At 67.5% G+C, this 18,055-nt stretch carries 16 protein-coding genes and 1 pseudogene; 7 read left to right on the plus strand and 10 right to left on the minus strand.

The features are described 5' to 3' along the window. Positions 1-130: 130 nt before the first annotated feature. Positions 131-2,080 (plus strand): pilus assembly protein TadG-related protein, encoded by a 1,950-nt coding sequence (locus V0R62_RS21745; protein ID WP_330105184.1) that lies wholly within the window; start codon positions 131-133, stop codon positions 2,078-2,080. Here V0R62_RS21745 and V0R62_RS21750 read toward each other — a convergent pair. Continuing rightward, positions 2,065-4,701 carry a PAS domain-containing sensor histidine kinase gene (locus V0R62_RS21750; RefSeq protein WP_330105185.1) on the minus strand — a complete coding sequence of 879 codons (2,637 nt, stop codon included), beginning with the start codon at positions 4,699-4,701 and terminating at the stop codon, positions 2,065-2,067. The two genes, V0R62_RS21745 and V0R62_RS21750, sit on opposite strands and share 16 nt — an antisense overlap. Then, positions 4,698-5,141 (minus strand): TadE/TadG family type IV pilus assembly protein, encoded by a 444-nt coding sequence (locus V0R62_RS21755; protein ID WP_330105186.1) that lies wholly within the window; start codon positions 5,139-5,141, stop codon positions 4,698-4,700. Before V0R62_RS21755 ends, V0R62_RS21750 begins: the two co-directional genes overlap by 4 nt. Before the next feature lie 75 nt (positions 5,142-5,216). Here V0R62_RS21755 and V0R62_RS21760 point away from each other — a divergent pair, with 75 nt between their 5' ends. Both V0R62_RS21760 and V0R62_RS21765 read left to right on the plus strand, forming a co-directional pair. Further along, positions 5,217-5,687: an A24 family peptidase gene (locus V0R62_RS21760; protein ID WP_028691368.1), complete on the plus strand. Its 471-nt coding sequence runs from the start codon at positions 5,217-5,219 to the stop codon at positions 5,685-5,687. 113 nt (positions 5,688-5,800) lie between these two features. Next, positions 5,801-6,583, plus strand: a complete 783-nt coding sequence (locus tag V0R62_RS21765; protein WP_408005712.1) for a response regulator — start codon at positions 5,801-5,803, stop codon at positions 6,581-6,583. Positions 6,584-6,721: 138 nt separating this feature from the next. Here the strand turns inward: V0R62_RS21765 and V0R62_RS21770 are convergent, their stop codons facing one another. From V0R62_RS21770 to cpaB, 6 genes are read right to left on the minus strand one after another with little or no spacing between them, the layout of a single operon-like run. Continuing rightward, positions 6,722-7,609 (minus strand): type II secretion system F family protein, encoded by an 888-nt coding sequence (locus V0R62_RS21770; protein ID WP_330105188.1) that lies wholly within the window; start codon positions 7,607-7,609, stop codon positions 6,722-6,724. Between the two features lie 2 nt (positions 7,610-7,611). Continuing rightward, positions 7,612-8,493: a type II secretion system F family protein gene (locus tag V0R62_RS21775; protein ID WP_330105189.1), complete on the minus strand. Its 882-nt coding sequence runs from the start codon at positions 8,491-8,493 to the stop codon at positions 7,612-7,614. Next, entirely contained in the window at positions 8,490-9,746 is a 1,257-nt protein-coding gene (locus tag V0R62_RS21780; RefSeq protein ID WP_028691362.1) for a CpaF family protein, read from the minus strand. The genes V0R62_RS21775 and V0R62_RS21780 overlap by 4 nt, the downstream gene beginning before the upstream one ends. Then, positions 9,743-10,933, minus strand: a complete 1,191-nt coding sequence (locus V0R62_RS21785) for a pilus assembly protein (protein ID WP_330105190.1) — start codon at positions 10,931-10,933, stop codon at positions 9,743-9,745. Before V0R62_RS21785 ends, V0R62_RS21780 begins: the two co-directional genes overlap by 4 nt. Then, positions 10,930-11,118, minus strand: a complete 189-nt coding sequence (locus V0R62_RS21790; protein ID WP_330105191.1) for a hypothetical protein — start codon at positions 11,116-11,118, stop codon at positions 10,930-10,932. Before V0R62_RS21790 ends, V0R62_RS21785 begins: the two co-directional genes overlap by 4 nt. Before the next feature lie 19 nt (positions 11,119-11,137). Further along, a complete protein-coding gene (gene cpaB, locus V0R62_RS21795) occupies positions 11,138-12,085 on the minus strand; it encodes a Flp pilus assembly protein CpaB (RefSeq protein ID WP_330105192.1) in 948 nt (315 codons plus the stop codon). A gap of 289 nt (positions 12,086-12,374) precedes the next feature. On the opposite strand from cpaB, the gene V0R62_RS21800 reads away from it, so the two are divergent. Next, positions 12,375-12,557 carry a Flp family type IVb pilin gene (locus V0R62_RS21800; RefSeq protein WP_186714969.1) on the plus strand — a complete coding sequence of 61 codons (183 nt, stop codon included), beginning with the start codon at positions 12,375-12,377 and terminating at the stop codon, positions 12,555-12,557. A gap of 47 nt (positions 12,558-12,604) precedes the next feature. Next, entirely contained in the window at positions 12,605-13,012 is a 408-nt protein-coding gene (locus V0R62_RS21805) for a response regulator (protein ID WP_330105193.1), read from the plus strand. A gap of 126 nt (positions 13,013-13,138) precedes the next feature. Here V0R62_RS21805 and V0R62_RS21810 read toward each other — a convergent pair whose 3' ends face one another. Next, the gene (locus V0R62_RS21810) at positions 13,139-14,809 is read right to left on the minus strand and encodes a ShlB/FhaC/HecB family hemolysin secretion/activation protein (protein WP_330105194.1); all 1,671 of its coding nucleotides are present in this window, start codon (positions 14,807-14,809) and stop codon (positions 13,139-13,141) included. Between the two features lie 180 nt (positions 14,810-14,989). Here V0R62_RS21810 and V0R62_RS21815 point away from each other — a divergent pair. Next, positions 14,990-15,228 (plus strand): annotated as a pseudogene (locus V0R62_RS21815) (hypothetical protein). Between the two features lie 89 nt (positions 15,229-15,317). On the opposite strand, the gene pbpC reads toward V0R62_RS21815, so the two are convergent. Next, positions 15,318-17,666: a peptidoglycan glycosyltransferase PbpC gene (gene pbpC, locus V0R62_RS21820; RefSeq protein ID WP_330105195.1), complete on the minus strand. Its 2,349-nt coding sequence runs from the start codon at positions 17,664-17,666 to the stop codon at positions 15,318-15,320. A 68-nt stretch (positions 17,667-17,734) separates the two neighbouring features. Between pbpC and V0R62_RS21825 the strand changes: the two genes are divergently transcribed. Continuing rightward, positions 17,735-18,028, plus strand: coding sequence for a hypothetical protein (locus tag V0R62_RS21825; RefSeq protein WP_050703608.1), 294 nt, complete (start codon positions 17,735-17,737; stop codon positions 18,026-18,028). The last annotated feature ends 27 nt before the right edge of the window (positions 18,029-18,055 follow it).

Here is an 18,055-nt window from a genome sequence, read left to right on the forward strand (position 1 = left end):
GCCCTTTCGCGGCACAAGGCCGCTCCTACAGAGTGTTGCGCGCAGTAAGCAAGGCAACTTGCCATCACCTTGACTACACTCCTTGCACCGCCGCCGCGCTGCCGGGCCACAGGCCGGCAAAGGAGTGCCCGTGGTTCCCCGTTCCGCTGTGCGCCAACGCGGCGCGATCGGCCTGATGGCCGCGCTGACCATGGGCCTGGCCCTGGTGTTCATGCTCCTGACCGTCGACAGCGGCCGCCTCTACCTCGAACAACGCAAGCTGCAGCGCATCGCCGACATGGCCGCCCTGGAAGCCGCCGAGCACGGCGGAGTCTGCAGCGGCAGCGGCCCGCAGGCCTCCGCCCTGGCCCGCACCGCAGCCACCCGCAACGGCCACTCGCCCCTCAACCCACTGATCGCCAGCTGCGGCTACCTGCGCACCGGCATCGACAACCTGCGCACCTTCACCGCCGACAACGTGCGCAACGAAGCGATCAAGGTCGAGGTCAGCAACGTGGTGGTCACCAGCGTCGCCGGCGGGGTGTATGCGCTGGTCCAGGGCGGCGCCATCACCCGTACCACCACGCTTCGTGCCAGCGCGGTCGCCGCCAGCCCTGGGCCGCCCCAGGCGATGTTGAGCATTCGTACCACACTCCTGCAAGTCAACTCGATGCAATCAGCCGTTCTCAACGCGCTGCTGAAGGCCATCGGTGCAAGCACCCAACTCAGCGTGCTGGGCTGGCAAGGTATCGCCGATACCCAGCTCAACCTGCTCAGCTATACCGACGCACTGTCGACCGAACTGCACCTGGACCTGGGTGACTACCAGCAATTGCTGAGCCTGGAGACCACTACCCAGAAGCTGTTGGACGTTGCCGTCAAGGTGCTCCAACAAAGTGGGGCCACCGCGCAGGTGACCGGCAACCTGCTCAAGCTTGCGGCAGACCTGACGGGGCCGATAACGCTGGGTGAGCTGCTGAATCTCCAGACCGGGACGGTCCAGGCGGGCCTGGATGCGAACGTTCAACTGCTGCAGCTGGTGCAAGCCATGATTCAGGTGGCGGCGAAGCGGCAAGCCGTGAATGCCGAAATCCCTATCAATGCATTGGGGCTGGTCAACGGTCGCGTGTACCTCAAGGTGATCGACCCTCAGCAAACCTCTGCCGCGGGTGACCCGCGTACCGATGAGTTGCGTGTTCATACAGCCCAGATCCGGGCGCTGGTCTCCCTCGACCTGCCCCTGCTGAGCGGCATCGCCGGGCTGCTCAACGCCGTACTGGACCTGGCCGCGCCACTGACCAACGTGCTCAACAACCTGCTCAGCCTGAACCTGCTGGGCACCGTGCAATCGTTGACCTGCGCCCTGGGCATTCCGTGCAAGGTCAGCGACATCAAGCTGCTGGACGGCCAGGTGCATATCGATATCGGCATCGAAGTCGCCGAAGGCACCAGCCGCCTGCGCCCGGCACCGCCCGACAACTACACGTGCACCCCGAAGAGCCTGTCTACCCTCACCCAGCGCTCGGCGGCAAATATCGCCATCGGCAGGTTCGATTCCCCGGCGGACTTCCTCAACAACGGCACCACCGTGGTCAAGGCCCTGCCGGTCATCGATATCGGCACCAATGTCTGCAGCCGCGTGTTGATCCTGCCGCCGTCCTGCGGCACACGGGTGCCCTATGCCGGCGGTGGCATCGGCCTGCGGGTGGACAGCAAGCTGCTGGGCAGTGGCCCGGTGGAGAAGACGCTGCTCTTCAGCGGTGCCCATGCCCCGACCGAAATCGGCCAGGAACCTGCCTACCAAACCATGGACAGCGACCAGGCCCAGGTGGTGGCGAGCCTGTCCGACACCCTGGCGGGCATCCACCTGGAAGCCTACAAGCCCACCGGCAATGGCGGCCTCGGCCAGGTGCTGGCGCTCACCGCCGGGCTGCTGGACGGGGTGAAGAACATCCTCGAGCCGGTCATCAAGAACCTGCTCAGCCCCCTGCTCGATCCCCTGGTCAACGGCTTGCTCAAGGTGCTCGGCATCGACCTGCTCGACGCGCAGGTCGGCACCAACCTCAGTTGCGCCAGCGGCCACGCTCAACTGGTGCTGTGAAGGGGCAGCTCGACCCGGAAGCACGCGCCCTCGGCGCCGTTGTCCACGCTAAGGTGGCCGCCCATCTGGCTGACGATGCCATGGCTGACCGACAGGCCCAGCCCGGTGCCGACCCCGGCCGGCTTGGTGGTGAAGAAGGGTTCGAAGATCCGCTCGTGCAGCTGCGGATCGATCCCGCCGGCGTTGTCCTCCACCAGCAGCCACAGGCCCCCGCCATGCAGCGCCTGGCGTACCCGGATCCACGGCTGCGCCACCTGCTTTTCCAGCAAGGCGTCACGGGCGTTGACCATCAGGTTGATCAGCACCTGCTCCAGCTGATCCTGATGCCCGAGCACCTGCGCCAGGGCCTCGGGCGGCTCCAGGCGCAGCGTCACGCCCTTGCCGCGCAGGCCTTCCTCGAGCAACGCCCGGGCGCCTTCCACCGCGGCCCAGGCGGCGAAGCGCTCGCGCTCGACCGCCGAGCGCCGGCCATACACCCGCATATGGTCGACAAGGCGAGCGGCGCGCTCGACCTGGGCCTCGATACGGCGCAGCTTGTCTTCCAGATAGGCAGGATCGGCAGCGCCGTTCTCCAGGCGCTTGAGGGTGTTGACCACCGCCATGCGCATCACGTTGAGCGGCTGGTTGATCTCGTGCAGCAGGCCGGTGGCCAGCTCGCCAAGGGTCGCCATCTTCGCGCCCTGCAACAGTTGCTGCTGGCTGCGCCGCACCTCGGTGTTGTCGCGGCCCACGGCCTGGACCTCCAGCAGGTTGCCCTCGGCGTCGAACAACCCACGGTCGGCCCAGACCCACCAGGCATGCTCGCGGCCAGGCAGCTGCAGGCAGATCTCCGCGCTGCTCACCGGCTGCTCCGGTGTCAGCGCCCGCAGGCGCAGGAGGAAGGCCTCGCGCTGGCCGGCGGACAACCACTGCCCCAGGTCAGCGCCCTGCAACTGCTCGGGCATGCAGCCCAGGTAGTCGGCCAGGGGCCGATTACCGAACAGCACGGTCAGGTCCGGGCGATAGCGACAGATCATCGCCGGCGAGTCCTCCACCAGCACGCGGTAGCGTTCCTCGCTCTGGCGCATGCGCTCGGCGGCTTCGGTGGCCTCGCTGACGTCCAGCCACAGGCCGACCACCTCCAGCGGCTGGCCGAGGTCGTCTCGCAGCAGACGGGCCTCGTCGAGCATCCAGTGATAGCCGCCAAGGTGATCGCGCAGGCGATAGCGGCAGCGCACCTGGCCATCGCGCAACAGGCCTCGGGTGCGCTCCAGCCACAGCGGGCGGTCGTCCGGATGCACCGCCAGGCCCGGCTGGCGCGCCTGTTCGCTGTCGGCCGCCCAGCCCAGCAACGGCGCCAGGCTGGCGCTGTAGAAATCGCTGTGCAGCGCGCCTTCGGCATAGCGCTGCACGTAGATCACCGCGGGCGAGCGGGCGATGAGGTTCTCCAGCCGCGCACGGGCCGCGCCGGCCTGCTGCTCCTGGGCCTTGAGGGCGCTGATATCGAGCAGGAAGCCGCGCAATTGGCCGCCCTGGGCCTGGCCGGCCCAATGGAACCAGCGCGGCGGCGCCAGGGGATCGTGGTCCGGCAGGCGCACGCTGAGGCTCAGCGCCTGCCCGTCACGGGCCTGGTCCAGGGCCAGTTGCGCCGGCTCGCGGTCCGCCGGATGCAGGCGGGCAAGCCATTGGCCAAGGCTGACCCGGTTCGCCAACCCGAGGCTCGCGGCCAGGGCCGAGTCCAGCTGCAGCTCGCCGTGCGCCGGCCACTCCCACCACCCCGCGCCCAGCTGGCGCTGCAGGTCATCGAGGTGATGGGCCTGGTGCTGCAGTTGCTGGCGGCGATGGCGCACCAGCAGCGGCTCGGTCAAGGTCCGCACCAGCGCCAGGGCCATGTCGACCGGGGGCGCCTGCCGCGCTCCCGCGCACAGCACCCAGGCCTCGGCCTCCAGGCCCTGACGATAGGGCACCAGAAACAGCGACGCAGCACCGCACAGGGCAAGCAACTCGGGGTCGTCATCGACCTCGATCAGGGTATGGGCCGGCCAACGGTCCAGGCGCTCGCGCAGCCTGCGATCATCAGGCCAGGGCCAGGTCTCGTCGCTGCTGGCGTAGTGGCGCCAGCCCCCCGGTTCGCGCAGCATCAGCCGTAGCACGGCCGCCTGCCAGTGCTCGGCCAGGCTGTGCAGCTGTTCGCGGGTCGTCTGTAGCAGGCGCTCGCTGCCGCATTCGCGCAGAGCGTGGCCTATCTCGCCGAGCAGGGGGCGCTGACGATCCCAGCGCTGTTCGCGCAGCAGATCGCCGATATCGAACAGCTGCAGCATCCAGCCCTGTTCGTGGCGCTGCAGCCAGCCACGGGTGTGCAACGCATGGCCCATGACGGTGTGAAAATCCAGGTCCAGGGGCTGGCCCTGCCAGTCGGCGGGCTGCCCTTCGAGCACCAGCCAACTGTGGCGCTCCAGATAGTCATACACCCGCGCACCCGCCTGGCCGGGCAGTGCCAGCAGGCTGCGCAGCGGACCGCCCAGGCGCAGCACCCGCGCCTGGTCATCGAGCCACAGTTGCAGACCGATGGCCGGCGTCACCTCGGGCGTCTGGGCCGGGGCCGGCGCGGCGAACCAGCGATCGAACAGGCCACCACTCACAGTTGCAGGCTCGCCTGGGCCTGAAGCCGTGTGGGCAGCTTCGGTACATCACCGACTACCGGCAGCACCAGGGTCGGCAGCACCTGCGTCAGGCGCGAGCGCGGGTAGTCGATCACCACCGTGAGCACCTTGTCCGCGCCAACGGTGACCCGGGTGTCGGTAAGCACACTGAACCCCAGCGCGCTGGGCATCCACGCCAACTGCTGGCCGATCACCTGGCGGGCCAGCCTCTGCACGTCCAGCTCGTAGGTCTGGCTGGTCGGGTCCACGGCCACGCAGCGGCGCACGGCCTCGCTGCTGGCCTGGTTGAACGACTGCAGCATCAGCATCGGCAAGGCGTAGCTCACCAGCCCATAGAACACCGCGAAAAACACCATGAATACCGCGACAAACTCGATGGCTGCCGCGCCTTTTTGCCGTCCCGCCGGGCCTGCTTTCATGATCGCGTCTACCCTGACTGTGAGACCTGTCTGAAAGCATAGAACCGTTCAACGAATAGGGATGGCAATTTGCCAATGCAAAGCATTGTTCTCCTGATGTGGCTTGCCTTGTGCACCGAACAAGATGTCCGTGAACGGCAAATCTCCAACGCCCTGACCCTCGGGGTCGCGGCGTGCGCCCTGGCCTGGCTGTTCGCCACCGGACGCAGTTGGATCGGCGCCGACGCCAGCGAAGCCGGCTGGGCCCTGGCCATCGTCATGCTGCTTACCCTGCCCGGCTACATGCTTGGCCGCTTCGGCGCCGGCGACGTCAAGCTGATGGGCGCCCTGGCCCTGGCCACCAGCCCGCAGTACGTGCTCGGCACCTTCATCGGCGCCGGGGTCACCGTGCTGGCCTGGATGTTCGGCCGACGGCGCCTGTGGACCCTGCTCAATCCCAAGGTGAAAAAGCGCCTGCAGGCGCTGGCCGAACAGGTCGGCGACAAGCAGCCCTTCGCCCCCTACGTGCTGGCCGGCTTCCTGTTGACGGCCGTCTGGATCCAATAACCGACCGGTGGGCCGCTTCGACGGGCAAGGCGCATGTACATAATTGCAAAGTGCGACTACTTTTCTACCTGCCAGTGCGTCTGGCCCGGGAGCAGAGCCGATACAACAGGGAGTTGATCGTGAATAAATCCGTCAGTGAGGTGAAAGTGCTGGTGGTCGACGACCAGCCAGTGATCGTCGAAGAGTTGTGCGAATTTCTCGAAAGCGAGGGCTACCATTGCGTCCCCGCCCACTCCACCGGCCAGGCTATCGACTGCTTCAAAGCCGACGAGACCATCGGCCTGATCCTGTGCGACCTGCATATGCCCGAGCGCGATGGCATCGAGCTGGTTCGTACCCTCAAGCAGATCGCCGGGCCGCAGCGCATGTTCGAGGCGATCATGCTGACCGGCCGCGCCGACAAGCAGGATGTGATCCGCGCCCTGCGCGAGGGCTTCGCCGACTACTACCAGAAACCCATGGACCTGGACGAACTGCTCGAAGGCGTGCGCCGCCAGGAAGCGGCGCTGCTCGAACGGCGCCGCAACTTCCGCGAGCTGGGCAGCCTCAACCAGCGCCTGCAGGAGCTGGCCGAGTCCATCGACGATCTCTACCAGGACCTGGAGAAAGCCCGTGGCCAGGGCACCCACCGCCGCGCCACCGACGCCGAGGACGGCGAGGCGGAGCTGCCCGCCGCCTTCGAGAAGCTGTCACCGCGCCAGCTTGAGGTGGCCCGGCTGGTGAGCAAGGGCAAGACCAACTACCAGATCGCCTGCGAGCTGGGCATCACCGAAAACACGGTGAAGCTGTACGTGTCGCAGGTGCTACGCCTGACCCACATGCACAACCGCACGCAGCTGGCGCTGGCGTTGACTCCGCGTTCGTCACCGGTGCATCAGCGGTTTACCACGCATTGACCTTGTGCTTTGTAGGAGATCACACAGCCCCTACTGGCTACGCTGTCGCGCAGGGAGCAGGGTTCCAGCGTTGATGTCGAGATTGCGGGGCCGCTCTGCGGCCCATTCGCGGCACCAGGCCGCTCCTACATTCCATGTTCATGAACCCAAGGCCCGCGCCAGCGCGGAAAAACCTGGCCCGGCCAGGACGATCAGCAGCGCCGGGAACAGGAACACCATCATCACCGCCGACATCTTCGCCGACATCTTCGACACCCGTTCCTGCAAGCCAGTCAGGCGCCGGTCGTCGAGCAACTCCTTGAGCGCCAGCAGTGACTTCATCGAGCCACTGCCCTGCACCAGCAGTTGCTGGAGGATGACGCAGGTGTCGATCAACTCATCCACCGCCAGCAGGCGCGCGGTCTTTTCCAGTTCCGGGCCCAGGGCCAGGCCGGAATCGACCCGCTGCAGGATCAGGCGCAATTCGTCGCTGATGTTCGGCACCAGGCTACGGCCCTCATGGGCCAGCACCCGCAGGGCCTGCTCCACCGCCAGCCCGGTTTCGAAGAGGATGCGCAGCAGCGGGATCAGCAGGCTCACCTCCTGGGCGATCTGCCGCTGACGCCGCGCCGCCGCCAGCACCAGCAGGCGCTTGGGCAGCAGATAGCCCGCGCCCATCGCGCAGAGCACCAGCACGCCCCAGTGCCCGCGGTTTTCCCCGGGCAAGCCATGGGCCAGCAGCAGCGCCACGCTCACCGCCAGCAGCGGCAAGCCCAGCTGCACGGCGGCGAACAGCGCCCGTTGCCGGCTGCGCCGCCAGCCCAGGCGATCGAGCAGCGCCTGGGTCTCGCCATCCAGCCGTTGCAGGCGTCGCCCCAACGGGCTGCTGCCCAGCCACTGCAGCCAGTCGCCGAGCCGTTCGTCACGGGCCAACCGCCCCTGCAGACGCCGCGCCACCCGCTGCCGGGCCCGCCACTGCTGCGCGGCCTGCAAGGCCAACAGCACGAACGCGGCGAACAGGAACAGCGCGCAGAGCAACATGGCCATGCTCACAGGCTCCTCATCATGCGCCACAACACCAGGCAGCCGACGGCCTGCAGGACGAAGGCGAACAGCAGCATCAGTTGCCCGCTGCGGTCGTGCCACATGGCCAACAGGTAGGTGGGGTTGGCGAACAGGAAGTAGCCAACCATGGCCAGCGGCAGCGCGCCGAGGATCCATGCGGTGATGCGGGTCTCGCCGGTCATGGCGCGCAGTTGCCGGTCGCCCTGCTCGTGCTCGCGGATCAGCTTGATCAGGTTCTCCATCAACTCGCTGGCATTGCCGCCGTGGCGCTGGTTGATGCGCAATCCCAGGGCGAACATGCGCAGTTCGGCCTGACCATAGAGTTCGGCGAATTCGTTGACCGCATCCTCCAGCGGCACGCCCAACTGCACGTTGCGCCGCACCCGCAGCATCGCCGAGCGCAGCGGCTCGCGGGTGCTGTCGACGCCGCCGAGCACCGCCTCGTTCAGGGTGCGACCGGCCTTGAGGCTGCGCACGCTGTAGTCGAGCAGGCCAGGCAGTTGCTGGACGATCTGCTGCAGGCGCCGCCGGCAGCGCCAGGCCAGGTAGAGGTGGCCGAGCAAGGGCAGGCCGAACAGCACCATCGACGCCGCCACCCAGCCCGCCACCAGGCCGGCGAGCAGGGTCAGCGCCAGCCAGGCGAACAGCCACGACCTGGGGGAAAAGTCGGCATGGGCCAGGCCCGCCCGCTGCAGCAGCGGGTCGAGCCAGTCGCGCCGGGCATTGCCGCTGCGCACGGCGCGGTAGGCCCGGCCCAGGCGTTCGAGGATGCGTTCCTCGCCGCGCTTGTACAGGCCCAGGCGCAACAGCAGCAGCGCCATGCCCAGGCACAACGGCGACAGCGCCAGCAGCAGCGGGCCCATCACAGCACACCCTCGTGGCGCAGCTTGTTGCCGGCCGGGTTAGGCGCCTCGCGCAGGAAGCCATCGCCGCTGCGCCGGTCGAGGCGGAACAGGGTGTTGGTGACATACACATCGTCGCGTACGCCGACCACTTCCAGCACCTCGCTGACACAGCGCCGGCCATCGGCCAGACGGGTCAGCTGGATCACCACGTCCAGCGCCGCGCAGATCATCTGCCGCAGGGTCTTCTCGGCCACCTGGCGACCGGTCAGACCGACCAGGGTCTCCAGGCGCAGCAACGCGTCCTGGGCGGTGTTGGCGTGCACCGTGCTCATCGAGCCGTCGTGGCCGGTGTTCATCGCGGTCATCACATCGAGCACCTCGGCGCCGCGGATCTCGCCGAGAATGATGCGGTCGGGACGCATGCGCAGGGCGTTGCGGATCAGCTCGCTGGCCTTGATCTCGCCATGGCCCTCGGCATTCGGCGGGCGGGTCTCCAGGCGCACCACATGCGGGTGGTGCAGTTGCAGTTCGGCCACGTCCTCGATGGTCACCAGGCGCTCCTGGGGCGCGATCATCTGGCTGAGGATATTGAGCAAGGTGGTCTTGCCGGTGCCGGTGCCGCCGCTGACCAGGATGTTGCAGCGCCGGCCCACGGCGCGCTCGAGAAAGTCGTAGATCGGCTGGTCGATGGCCCGGGTGGCCAGCAGGTCGGCGCTCTTGAGCATGTCCTGACGGAACTTGCGGATCGACAGGCAAGGCCCGTCCAGGGCCACCGGCGGGATGATCGCGTTGACCCGGCTACCGTCGGGCATGCGCGCGTCGACCATCGGCGACGACTCGTCCAGGCGCCGCCCGAGGGGCGCGAGGATGCGCTGCATGACGCGCTCGACATGGTGGGCGTCGATGAAGCGCAGGTCGGTCTGTTGCAACAGCCCTGCCCGCTCGACGAACACCCGGTACGGGCCGTTGACCAGGATCTCGGTAACGCTCGGGTCGCGCAGCAGCACCTCCAGCGGCCCATAGCCGGTCAGCTCGTCGACGATCTCCTCGGCCAGGCGCTCCATCTCGTAGCGCGACAGGGCCAGGCGCAGGCGCGCCACGTAGTCGCCCACCTGTTCCAGGACGAACTGCGCCAGCACCGGGCGCGCCCCTTCGAGCAGGTTGCGGCCACTGTCCTCGATGGCGTCGATGACATGCCGGTGCAGGGCGCGCTTGAGCACCTGCGGATCGCTGGCCGCATGGCGCGGCCCGCCAAAGGGTTCTTCGTTGCTCATCGGTTGCCCCATAGCCGGTTGAGCCAGGTTTGGCCGGACGGTGCCAGGATTTCCGAGCGCTGCGCCAGGCGTTCGCCCAGACCGCGCAGGGCCTGGGTCAGGCCTTCGCGTGGGGCCAACTCGAACAGGCTCAGGCCCTGGTTCTTGGCGTTCAGGCGCACCTCCGGGCTGTAGGGCATGACCTTGAGCAGGGCCAGCCCGTAGCGCTTGGCCAGGGCGTCGGCATCCGGCGCCACATGGCGCAGGTAGCGGTCCACCAACAGGCTGGCGTGCTCCAACTTGATGCCGCGGTCGCGCCACTGTTCGAGCACGTCCAGGTTGCGCCGGCAGTCGAGGATGTTCTGGTCGGTGTAGACGATCAGCTTGTCGCAGTGGCTGACGATGGTGCGCAGAGCCTCGCTGTCGGCCTGGCCGGTGAGGTTCACGACGATATGCTGGAAGTGCTGGCGCAAGGCGCTGAGCAGCATGTACAGCTCGGCGGCGCTGGACTGTTCCAGGGCCTCGTCGTTGTCGGCGTAGGCCAGGATGCGCAGGCCGCCCTTGTCGCGGGTGAAGGCGCTGTCGATCAGGGTCGTGTCGAGCCGGCGCAGATGGCGCAGCGCATCACCGAAATGGAACGAGGCCTCCAGCCCCAGCAGCGCCAGGCTGTCGCCCCGAGGCAGGCCGAGGTCGAGCAGCAGGGTCTGCTGGCCGCTGTCCTGCACCACCCGCGCCAGGTGCGTGGTGAGCAGCGCGCCGTCGGCGCCACGCTGGGTGCCGAAGAGCACGGTCAGACCGCCCAGGCTGGGATTGCTGGTGGCCGTCGGCAGGCGCTTGCCCAGGCGTCGCACCAGCCCTGCCACCTCGCTGGCCCGCGAGCCATAGGCGACGAAGTCGCGGGCGCCGGCGCGCATGGCATGCAGCACCAGCTGGTTATCCATGCCATCGCCAAGGGCGACGATGGCCAGCATCGGCTTGGCTTCGAGCATGCCCTCGATCAGCGCGCACTGGCCGATCAACTGCTCGCGGTCCAGGCCGATGAACACCAGGTTGCTGAAAGTCATGTCGACCAGCGCCAGCAGCTCGTCGAGGTTCGGACTGCTGGCACCGATCACCTGCCCCAGCGGCGCCAGCGCGCCCTGCAGCCAGTGCAGGTCCTCGTCGGTGCGGGTCAAGGCCAGGTAGGTCTGGTTCAGGCTTTCGTTCATTGGGACAACCCTCCATGGACCCAGACGATGGTGAAGACGCTGTTGTCGAGGGGGATGCCGGGCGAGCCGATCAGGCTGTGCAACTGGCCGGACGCCGCGCAACCCTTGGCCGCCGCCTGCGCCATAGGCGCCAGCAGGGTCAGGGCCAATCCGCCTCGTGGAGTAACACGCAAAGAACTACGCATGGATCGCATCCTTGCCGGTTCAGGGAGACTTGTTGTTATCGCCGCTCTGGGCGCCGCGAATGATCTGCATCGTCGGCGCACCGGCCGCGGCGGCGACCGCCTGGCTGGCCAGGGGCACCTGGGACAGCTGACTGAAGCGATAGAGGTCGCGGTTGGCGCGCTGCAGCTGCGAGCTGGCATCCTGGCCGGACCAGTAGGCCGCCAGCAGGGGCTCGTCGGCGCTGCGCACCGCCAGGCGCAAAGTCCCGGCCTGGGCCGCCAGCATCAGACGGCTGGCCAAGGCTTCGGGCACGGCCAGGCTCACGGTGCGGGTGGTGTTGCTGTTCAGCGATTGCTGCTCGCGCCGGGCCTTCTGTTCTTCGGCCGTTTGCGCCGGGCGTCCGTCGTTGGCCAGCCCGGTCTGCTGGTCGACGCTGAGTACGCGCAGGGCCCGCAGCACCACCTGGGCGGAGGACTGCGGGTTGTTGTTCTCTTCACGCAGGAACAGCAGCACGTCGACGAAGTCCCCTGGGCGCAACTGCCCGGCGGCGCCGCTCACATCGTCGACAGCCACCGCCACGGCGCGCTCATGGGGGCGGATCATCCGCGCCAGCGGGCCACCGGCCTGGAAACTCGACTCTTCCAGCCAACTGCCCGCCGCCAAGGGACGGCTGCTGCGACGTCCAAGCACCTGGTCGAGTTGCTGGAAGGCGCCGGCGGGTACCACCTGCAGACGTTCGACCAGCACATCATCCTCGCTCAAGGGGGTGTTGGCCGGTACCGCCCTGCGCAGCACCACGATGGGTGAACGTGGCGGTTCGGGAGGAGCGACGGGGACCGGCGCGGCGGGAATCACCGCTTCACCGGAGGGGGGCAATGGCGCCGGCGCCGGTTCGGCCGGATGGCTCAAACGCAGGCCCCAGTAACCGGCAAGCAAGGCCGCGATCAGAAACAGGCCGGCGAGGATCATGGTCAGGCGACTGCTCATCTGCGCTCTCCCCTACGCCTGGGACCAATGATGGCAAAAGGTAACTATTTCGCTATTGGACGGTAGCTGAGCCGCTATCTTTCGCCATTACCTGTACCGCATTTTTAGAGCCATGAAATTGACGCGTCGGCAAAACAAAAACTTAGCATCGTCAATTGCAACCAATACTTTTGTATTAATGCCTTCTTACATTTGCACGTCGCCACGGCTTGGCGATGCTCTGATGGCAAAGGGGTATCACTTATCAAGCCCCGCCGACCGGCGCCCATCGAGCGCAAGGAGTAGTGCCATGCTGCTGCAACAGATCCTCATCCATGTGAAGACTTTCCTCCAGCGCAAGGACGGCGCCTCCGGTATCGAATACGCAGTGATCGCGGCGATGGTGGCGGTGATACTGGCCGGCTTCGTCACGCCGATCTCGACCGAGGTGTCGGCGATCATGACCACCATCCAGACCGCGATCACCCAGTGATCGCGCAGCACCTGCATGACGTGTAGTCCCACTGCCAGGAGCCGACCATGCCGACCTCTTCCTTGCGTCAACAGATCCTGCTGGTGGACGACGAGGAAGAGGCCCTGCTGGAGCTGGCCGAACTGCTGGAGAACGAGGGTTTCTGTTGCCACACCGCCACCTCGGTGCGCGCCGCCCTGCAGCAACTGACCCGCCACCCCGATGTCGCCCTGGTGATCACCGACCTGCGCATGCCCGAGGAGAGCGGCCTGGGTCTGGTGCAGCGCCTGCGCGACCACACCGCACGCCAGCACCTGCCGGTGATCGTCATGTCAGGACATGCCGACATGGACGATGTCAGCGACCTGCTGCGGCTGCAGGTGCTCGACCTGTTCCGTAAGCCGATCTACCACGCGCGCCTGCTCGAGACGCTGGAGAACCTGTTTCCCAAGCCGTTGATGCAGGCCGTTAAATAGCTGGCGCTCCCCCCTGTAGGAGCGGCCTTGTGCCGCGAAAGGGCCGCAAAGCGGCCCCTCGATTTCGGCAGCGCCGCGACATTCGCTGGGGCTGCTACGCAGCCCTTTCGCGGCACAAGGCCGCTCCTACAATTGATAACTGAAACTCAGGTTCAGCCGTGGCCGCCGGTTGAAGCTGTCCAGGGCGATGTCCGACATCGGCTTGGCCACCTCGACCGCGATGTTGTAGTAGCGCATATCGCCAAACCGCACCCCCAACGCCGCCGATGACATCTTCGTGTCCCTCACGTCCAGCTCGTTGAACCACGCCCGCGCCGTATCGAGCGCCACGTACGGCTGCACGACCTTGAGCCAGGACCCGTCACGACGGAAGCTGTAGTTGATCTCGTAGGCCAACCCCCAACCCTTGTCGCCCGAGCCCTGGTCGCTGGGGTAACCGCGCCCGAAGTTCTGTCCGCCAAACACCGCCCGCTCGCTGTCGGGCAGGCTGTCGTTGCTCCAGTAGGCCGCCGCCGAGGCCACGCCCTGCCAGTTGTCGGTGAAGTTGTCGCTCTGCACCCCCGACACCCGCAGGCGCAAAAAATCCAGGTCGTAGTCGGCATTGGTGTTCGCCCCCAGGCGATCGAGGCCCTGGTAGACACCGGCACTGAGGATGCGCAGGCGCCGCGCCTCGGCCTTGCGCCAGTCGCCTTCGAAGGACAGCGCGCGAATATCGGTCTCGCTGTCCAGCCGCAGCGGAAAGCCCACCACCTGGTAGTCGATGCGGTCGTTGACCACGTAGAAGCGCCCGACCACCTCCAGCCATTCGCTGGGCGAGGCAATCAACGACTGGCTGATGCCCACCGAGTAGCGTTCGTTCTCACGGTGCTGGGTCAGGTCGATGCCGTTGTCCAGGCGGGTGCGCACTCTGGGATCACTGCGGTAGCGCGAGGCCGACAACACAAGCCGCGAACCCTCGGCATCGAGGAACTGGCTGTAGTCCAGACGGTAGTAATGCTCCTTGTCCTCGCCGGGCGGCACCAGCACGCTGGCGCTCAGTTGCTCGGCAAAACGGGTCTGCGCGTTGCTGCTGGCGCCGAGCAGCGCCTGCAAGTCATCGCGGCTGCCGTCGTTCAGGCTCAGGGTGGTGGTGAGCGGTTTGCGCGTGACCTGGGCCAGCAGCCGGGCCGCGCCGTCAGTGGTGGCCGGGGGCGGCACCTGGGCCTGGAACGTCACTCCAGGGATACGCCCGGCCAGGCTGGTGTAGCGCTCGAAGCTCTCGCGGGTCAGCGGACGCTCGGCCTTGAGGCGCTCCATCAGCTGGTCCAGGTAGGCCCTCGCCGCGCCGATATCGCCCTCGACCTGATAGTCGTGGATATAGCCTTCCACCAAAACCACCCGCACCCGACCATCGACGAAGTCCTGGGGCGGCAGGTAGGCATACGACAGCAGGTAGCCGCCCTGCTGGTAGCGTTGTGTCAGGCGGCGGGTGACCTCGATCAGCTCGGCGAGGGTCACCTCGCGGCCGATCAGCGGCTGATAGTGTTCGCGCAGGTCGCTCAGGGGGTAGACGGTACCGCCTTCGAAGCGCACCTTGCGCACCGCCACCCGCGTGCTCATCAGCAGCGGCGATTGGCGTGCGCTGTCCACGGTGGGCACGCGCAGGCCAGCGGGGCCGGGGCGATAGGCGTCCACCGGGAGGTTCGGCGTGGGCAGGCGGCGCTCGGTCTCGTTGCTGTTGAGGAAACTCGGCAAGGGCTCGGCCCGCGCCAGGCTGGCCACGGACAGCGCCAGCATCGTCACCAGCCATCGGCGCATTCGGACACTCCATGATCCACAGGTGGCAAGGTGACCGGCGTGCGAACGGCGCGCCGATCGGTTTCGCTCACCTTGAGCGTAGCCCGTCGTCCAGGCGCTGCCGGCCTGGCAAACTCGAACAGATCGCCGATTTATAAGACTTTCCCCACTCCCTGTAGTCCATTTCCCAAACATACTCCTATGAAGATTGTCCCCGATCCACCCTACAACCCTCACTCCCTCGAAGCCCCCTCATCCAGGCCACCGAGTACGCCCTGTGCGCCTTGACCGTTGCCCATCACGCCGTGCAGCTCAAACCCAGGTCGCCGGCTGCCGTGTTGATGATGGCGTCGATGCATGAAATGGAGTCGCTGCGTGTGTTGCTCGAAGCGGCATTGATCCAGGTGCAGATGCCGGCGCAGGCGCCGACGTTGCACTAGGCCGCGAGGCATGTGTTGCCTGGTCGGGCCCTTTCGCGGGTAAACCCGCGAAGCAGGCGCCTCGGAACTCGAGAGGGTGCGAGTTCGACTCACTCGCTGACCTGAAACGCCACCCGCGCCGTCTCGCCACTTTCATCCAGCGCACTCAACTCGATGCTGCCCGCCTGTTCGAATCGCACCGGCAGGCTGTCCTGCCCCTGGGTCTCGCCCAGCGGCTGACCATTGAGGAACCACCAGCGCCGCCCCGCGCCGCCCAGGGCCGACACCCGCAGCTGCAACGGCTCGTGGCTGGTGGCCGGGCGGCGCAGGTTGTCGCCGGCGCGCACGCCGACGATCGACAGCGGCGGCGCGCTGGCCACCAGTTGTGGCGGGCAGGCCGGATCCACTGCGGGCAGCCGCGCCGCACGGCGCTCGGCCCGGGGCAGCCAAGGTTCCAGCGGGGCCGGCCACAAGGCGATATCGTGGGCCTTGGCCCTGGGGCAACCGGCATCGACACGCTGCCCCTGGTCATTGAGCCACGCCGTCTCGCGCAAGCCCAGCCCCAGGGGCTGATCGGCCGCCAGCAAGGTCGGCGGCGTGGTGCCGTCCAGGGTCCAGGCAAAACGCTGGCGGCGGCAGTTTGGGTCCTGGCGGTTCATCGGCTGGCCCAACGGCCAACAGATCGCCGCCACGCCCACCGACGCCGGCACCGGCTCGACCGGCACCTCGATGCCGCGCTGGCTGTCGCGATTGCTCAACAGGTCGTGCACCTGCAGCATCAACGGCGCCGCCGAGGCCAGGCCAAACTGGCCCGGCACGGGGGTGCCGTCGGGGCGGCCGATCCACACGCCGATCAGGTAGCGCGGGCCCACGCCCACCGACCAGGCATCGCGAAAGCCGTAGCTGGTGCCGGTCTTCCACGCCAGTTGCGGGCGCTGCACCAGTTCGGCATGGGGGTCGCGGTCCGGCCGGGCCAGGCCGCTGAGGATGCGCCGGGTGATCCAGGCCGAGCCGGGCGATAGCAGGCGGCGCTCCACCAGCGGGTCCTGGGGTTGCAGGCGAATCTTCGCGCTGTTGCCGCCTCGGCCGAACGCGGCATAGCCACCGACCAAGTCCTCCAGGCGGCTGCCCGCACCACCGAGGATCAGCGACAGGTTCGGCTCGGCCAGTGGCGGCAGCACCAGCGGCATGCCACCCATGCGCATTTGCGCGGCGAAACGTTTCGGGCCGTAGGCCTCGAGCAACTGCACCGCCGGCAGGTTGAGCGACAGCGCCAGCGCCGAGCTGGCCGACACCGGACCGCTGAAGCCCATGGAGAAGTTGCCGGGGCGGTAGTCGCCATAACGCCGGGGCACATCCTGCAGCAGCGATTCGGAGTGGATCAGGCCGTCGTCCATGGCCATGGCATAAAGGAACGGCTTGAGAGTCGAGCCGGGCGAGCGCAGGGCGTGGATCATGTCCACATGGCCGAAGCGGCGCTCGTCGCTGAGGTCGATGGAGCCGAGATAGGCGCGCACCGCCATGCTCTGGGTCTCCACCACCAGCAGCGCCACCGAGGTGCGTTCGGGCAGGCGCGCGCGCCAGCCCATCAGCAGGTCTTCGAGGCGTCGTTGCAGGGCGGCGTCGATAGTGGTGCGGATCAGCGGCGGGCTGTCCGGCGTGTTCAGGCGCCGGGCCAGCAAGGGCGCCAGTGCCGGCTCCTGGCGCGGCGCCAGCAGCAGCGGCTCTTCGCGGGCCTCGTCGATGCGCTGGGCCGGCCACACCTGGTACTCGGCCAGGCGCTGCAGCACCTTGTCCCGGGCGCGCTGGGCACGCTCGGGATGACGGTCCGGACGCAGGCGGCTCGGCGCTTGTGGCAGGACGGCGAGCAGCGCGGCCTCGGCGGGGGTCAGGTGCTTCGGCGACTTGCCCAGGTAGGCCCAGCTGGCCGCGGCAACACCCTGCAAGGTGCCGCCGAACGGCGCCCGGTTGAGGTACAGCTGGAGGATCTCGGCCTTGGACAGGTGCCACTCCAGCTGCGCCGTGCGCCAAAGCTGGCGCAGCTTGCCGGCCAGGGTGCGGTCGTGCGGGTCGAGCAGGCGCGCCACCTGCATCGACAGGGTGCTGCCGCCGGACACCACCCGCCCACCGCGCAGGTTGAGCCAGGCCGCCCGGGCCAGGGCCATGGGGTTGACCCCCGGGTGGTGATAGAACCAGCGGTCCTCGTAGGCGAGCAAGGCTTCGAGGTACAGCGGCGAGACCTCGTCCGGGCCGATCGGGTAGCGCCACACGCCGTCGGCGTCGGCGAAACGCCACAACGGCGCGCCGTCCTCAGCCAGCACCACCCGCGCCAGGTCATCGCCCGGCATGGGCAACGGCCAGATGCGGTCGGCCAACCACAGCAGGGCCATGGTCGCCAGCAGGGTGATGGCGACACGCCGCAGCAGCTTGAGCAGACGCGGGCGCGCTAAGCTTGGCATCGGGAACCGACCGGGCCAGATGATGGCCAAAGGCTGGGAATCGCCGATTCGTTGATCAGGAAGCGACTATGCATGTAGAAGGTTTTTTCGAGTGGCTGGGCCAGGTACTGGGTTCGGTGATCCGTTTCATCGTCGACGGCCTGAGCGGGTTGTTCAACCTGCTGGCCAACGCCGGTGGCAATTTCATCGATGGCCTGGCGCGCACGTTGGGCATGGACACCTCGCTGGTCAGCATCCTGGCGCTCGTCGTTGGCCTGATGCTGCTGTACTCGGCGGTGCGCGCGTTCATGCGGGCGTCGATCATCCTCGGGATCATCTGGGCGTTGCTGGGGTTGTGGGTGTTGAGTTGGGTCGTCCATTGAACGCCCTGCGCAGCCCGGTGTAGGAGC

It is taken from the genome of Pseudomonas carassii, from assembly GCF_036324045.1.
Classification (GTDB): Bacteria; Pseudomonadota; Gammaproteobacteria; order Pseudomonadales; family Pseudomonadaceae; genus Aquipseudomonas; species Aquipseudomonas peradeniyensis.

Excerpts from the sequence above, each read along its gene's own strand:
- V0R62_RS21780 (WP_028691362.1), bottom strand. The coding sequence starts at position 9,746 with ATGAGCAACGAAGAACCCTTTGGCGGGCCGCGCCATGCGGCCAGCGAT.
- V0R62_RS21825 (WP_050703608.1), top strand. The coding sequence starts at position 17,735 with ATGCATGTAGAAGGTTTTTTCGAGTGGCTGGGCCAGGTACTGGGTTCG.
- cpaB (WP_330105192.1), bottom strand. The coding sequence starts at position 12,085 with ATGAGCAGTCGCCTGACCATGATCCTCGCCGGCCTGTTTCTGATCGCG.
- V0R62_RS21790 (WP_330105191.1), bottom strand. The coding sequence starts at position 11,118 with ATGCGTAGTTCTTTGCGTGTTACTCCACGAGGCGGATTGGCCCTGACC.
- pbpC (WP_330105195.1), bottom strand. The coding sequence starts at position 17,666 with ATGCCAAGCTTAGCGCGCCCGCGTCTGCTCAAGCTGCTGCGGCGTGTC.
- V0R62_RS21800 (WP_186714969.1), top strand. The coding sequence starts at position 12,375 with ATGCTGCTGCAACAGATCCTCATCCATGTGAAGACTTTCCTCCAGCGC.
- V0R62_RS21755 (WP_330105186.1), bottom strand. The coding sequence starts at position 5,141 with ATGAAAGCAGGCCCGGCGGGACGGCAAAAAGGCGCGGCAGCCATCGAG.
- V0R62_RS21810 (WP_330105194.1), bottom strand. The coding sequence starts at position 14,809 with ATGCGCCGATGGCTGGTGACGATGCTGGCGCTGTCCGTGGCCAGCCTG.
- V0R62_RS21785 (WP_330105190.1), bottom strand. The coding sequence starts at position 10,933 with ATGAACGAAAGCCTGAACCAGACCTACCTGGCCTTGACCCGCACCGAC.
- V0R62_RS21805 (WP_330105193.1), top strand. The coding sequence starts at position 12,605 with ATGCCGACCTCTTCCTTGCGTCAACAGATCCTGCTGGTGGACGACGAG.
- V0R62_RS21760 (WP_028691368.1), top strand. The coding sequence starts at position 5,217 with ATGCAAAGCATTGTTCTCCTGATGTGGCTTGCCTTGTGCACCGAACAA.
- V0R62_RS21770 (WP_330105188.1), bottom strand. The coding sequence starts at position 7,609 with ATGGCCATGTTGCTCTGCGCGCTGTTCCTGTTCGCCGCGTTCGTGCTG.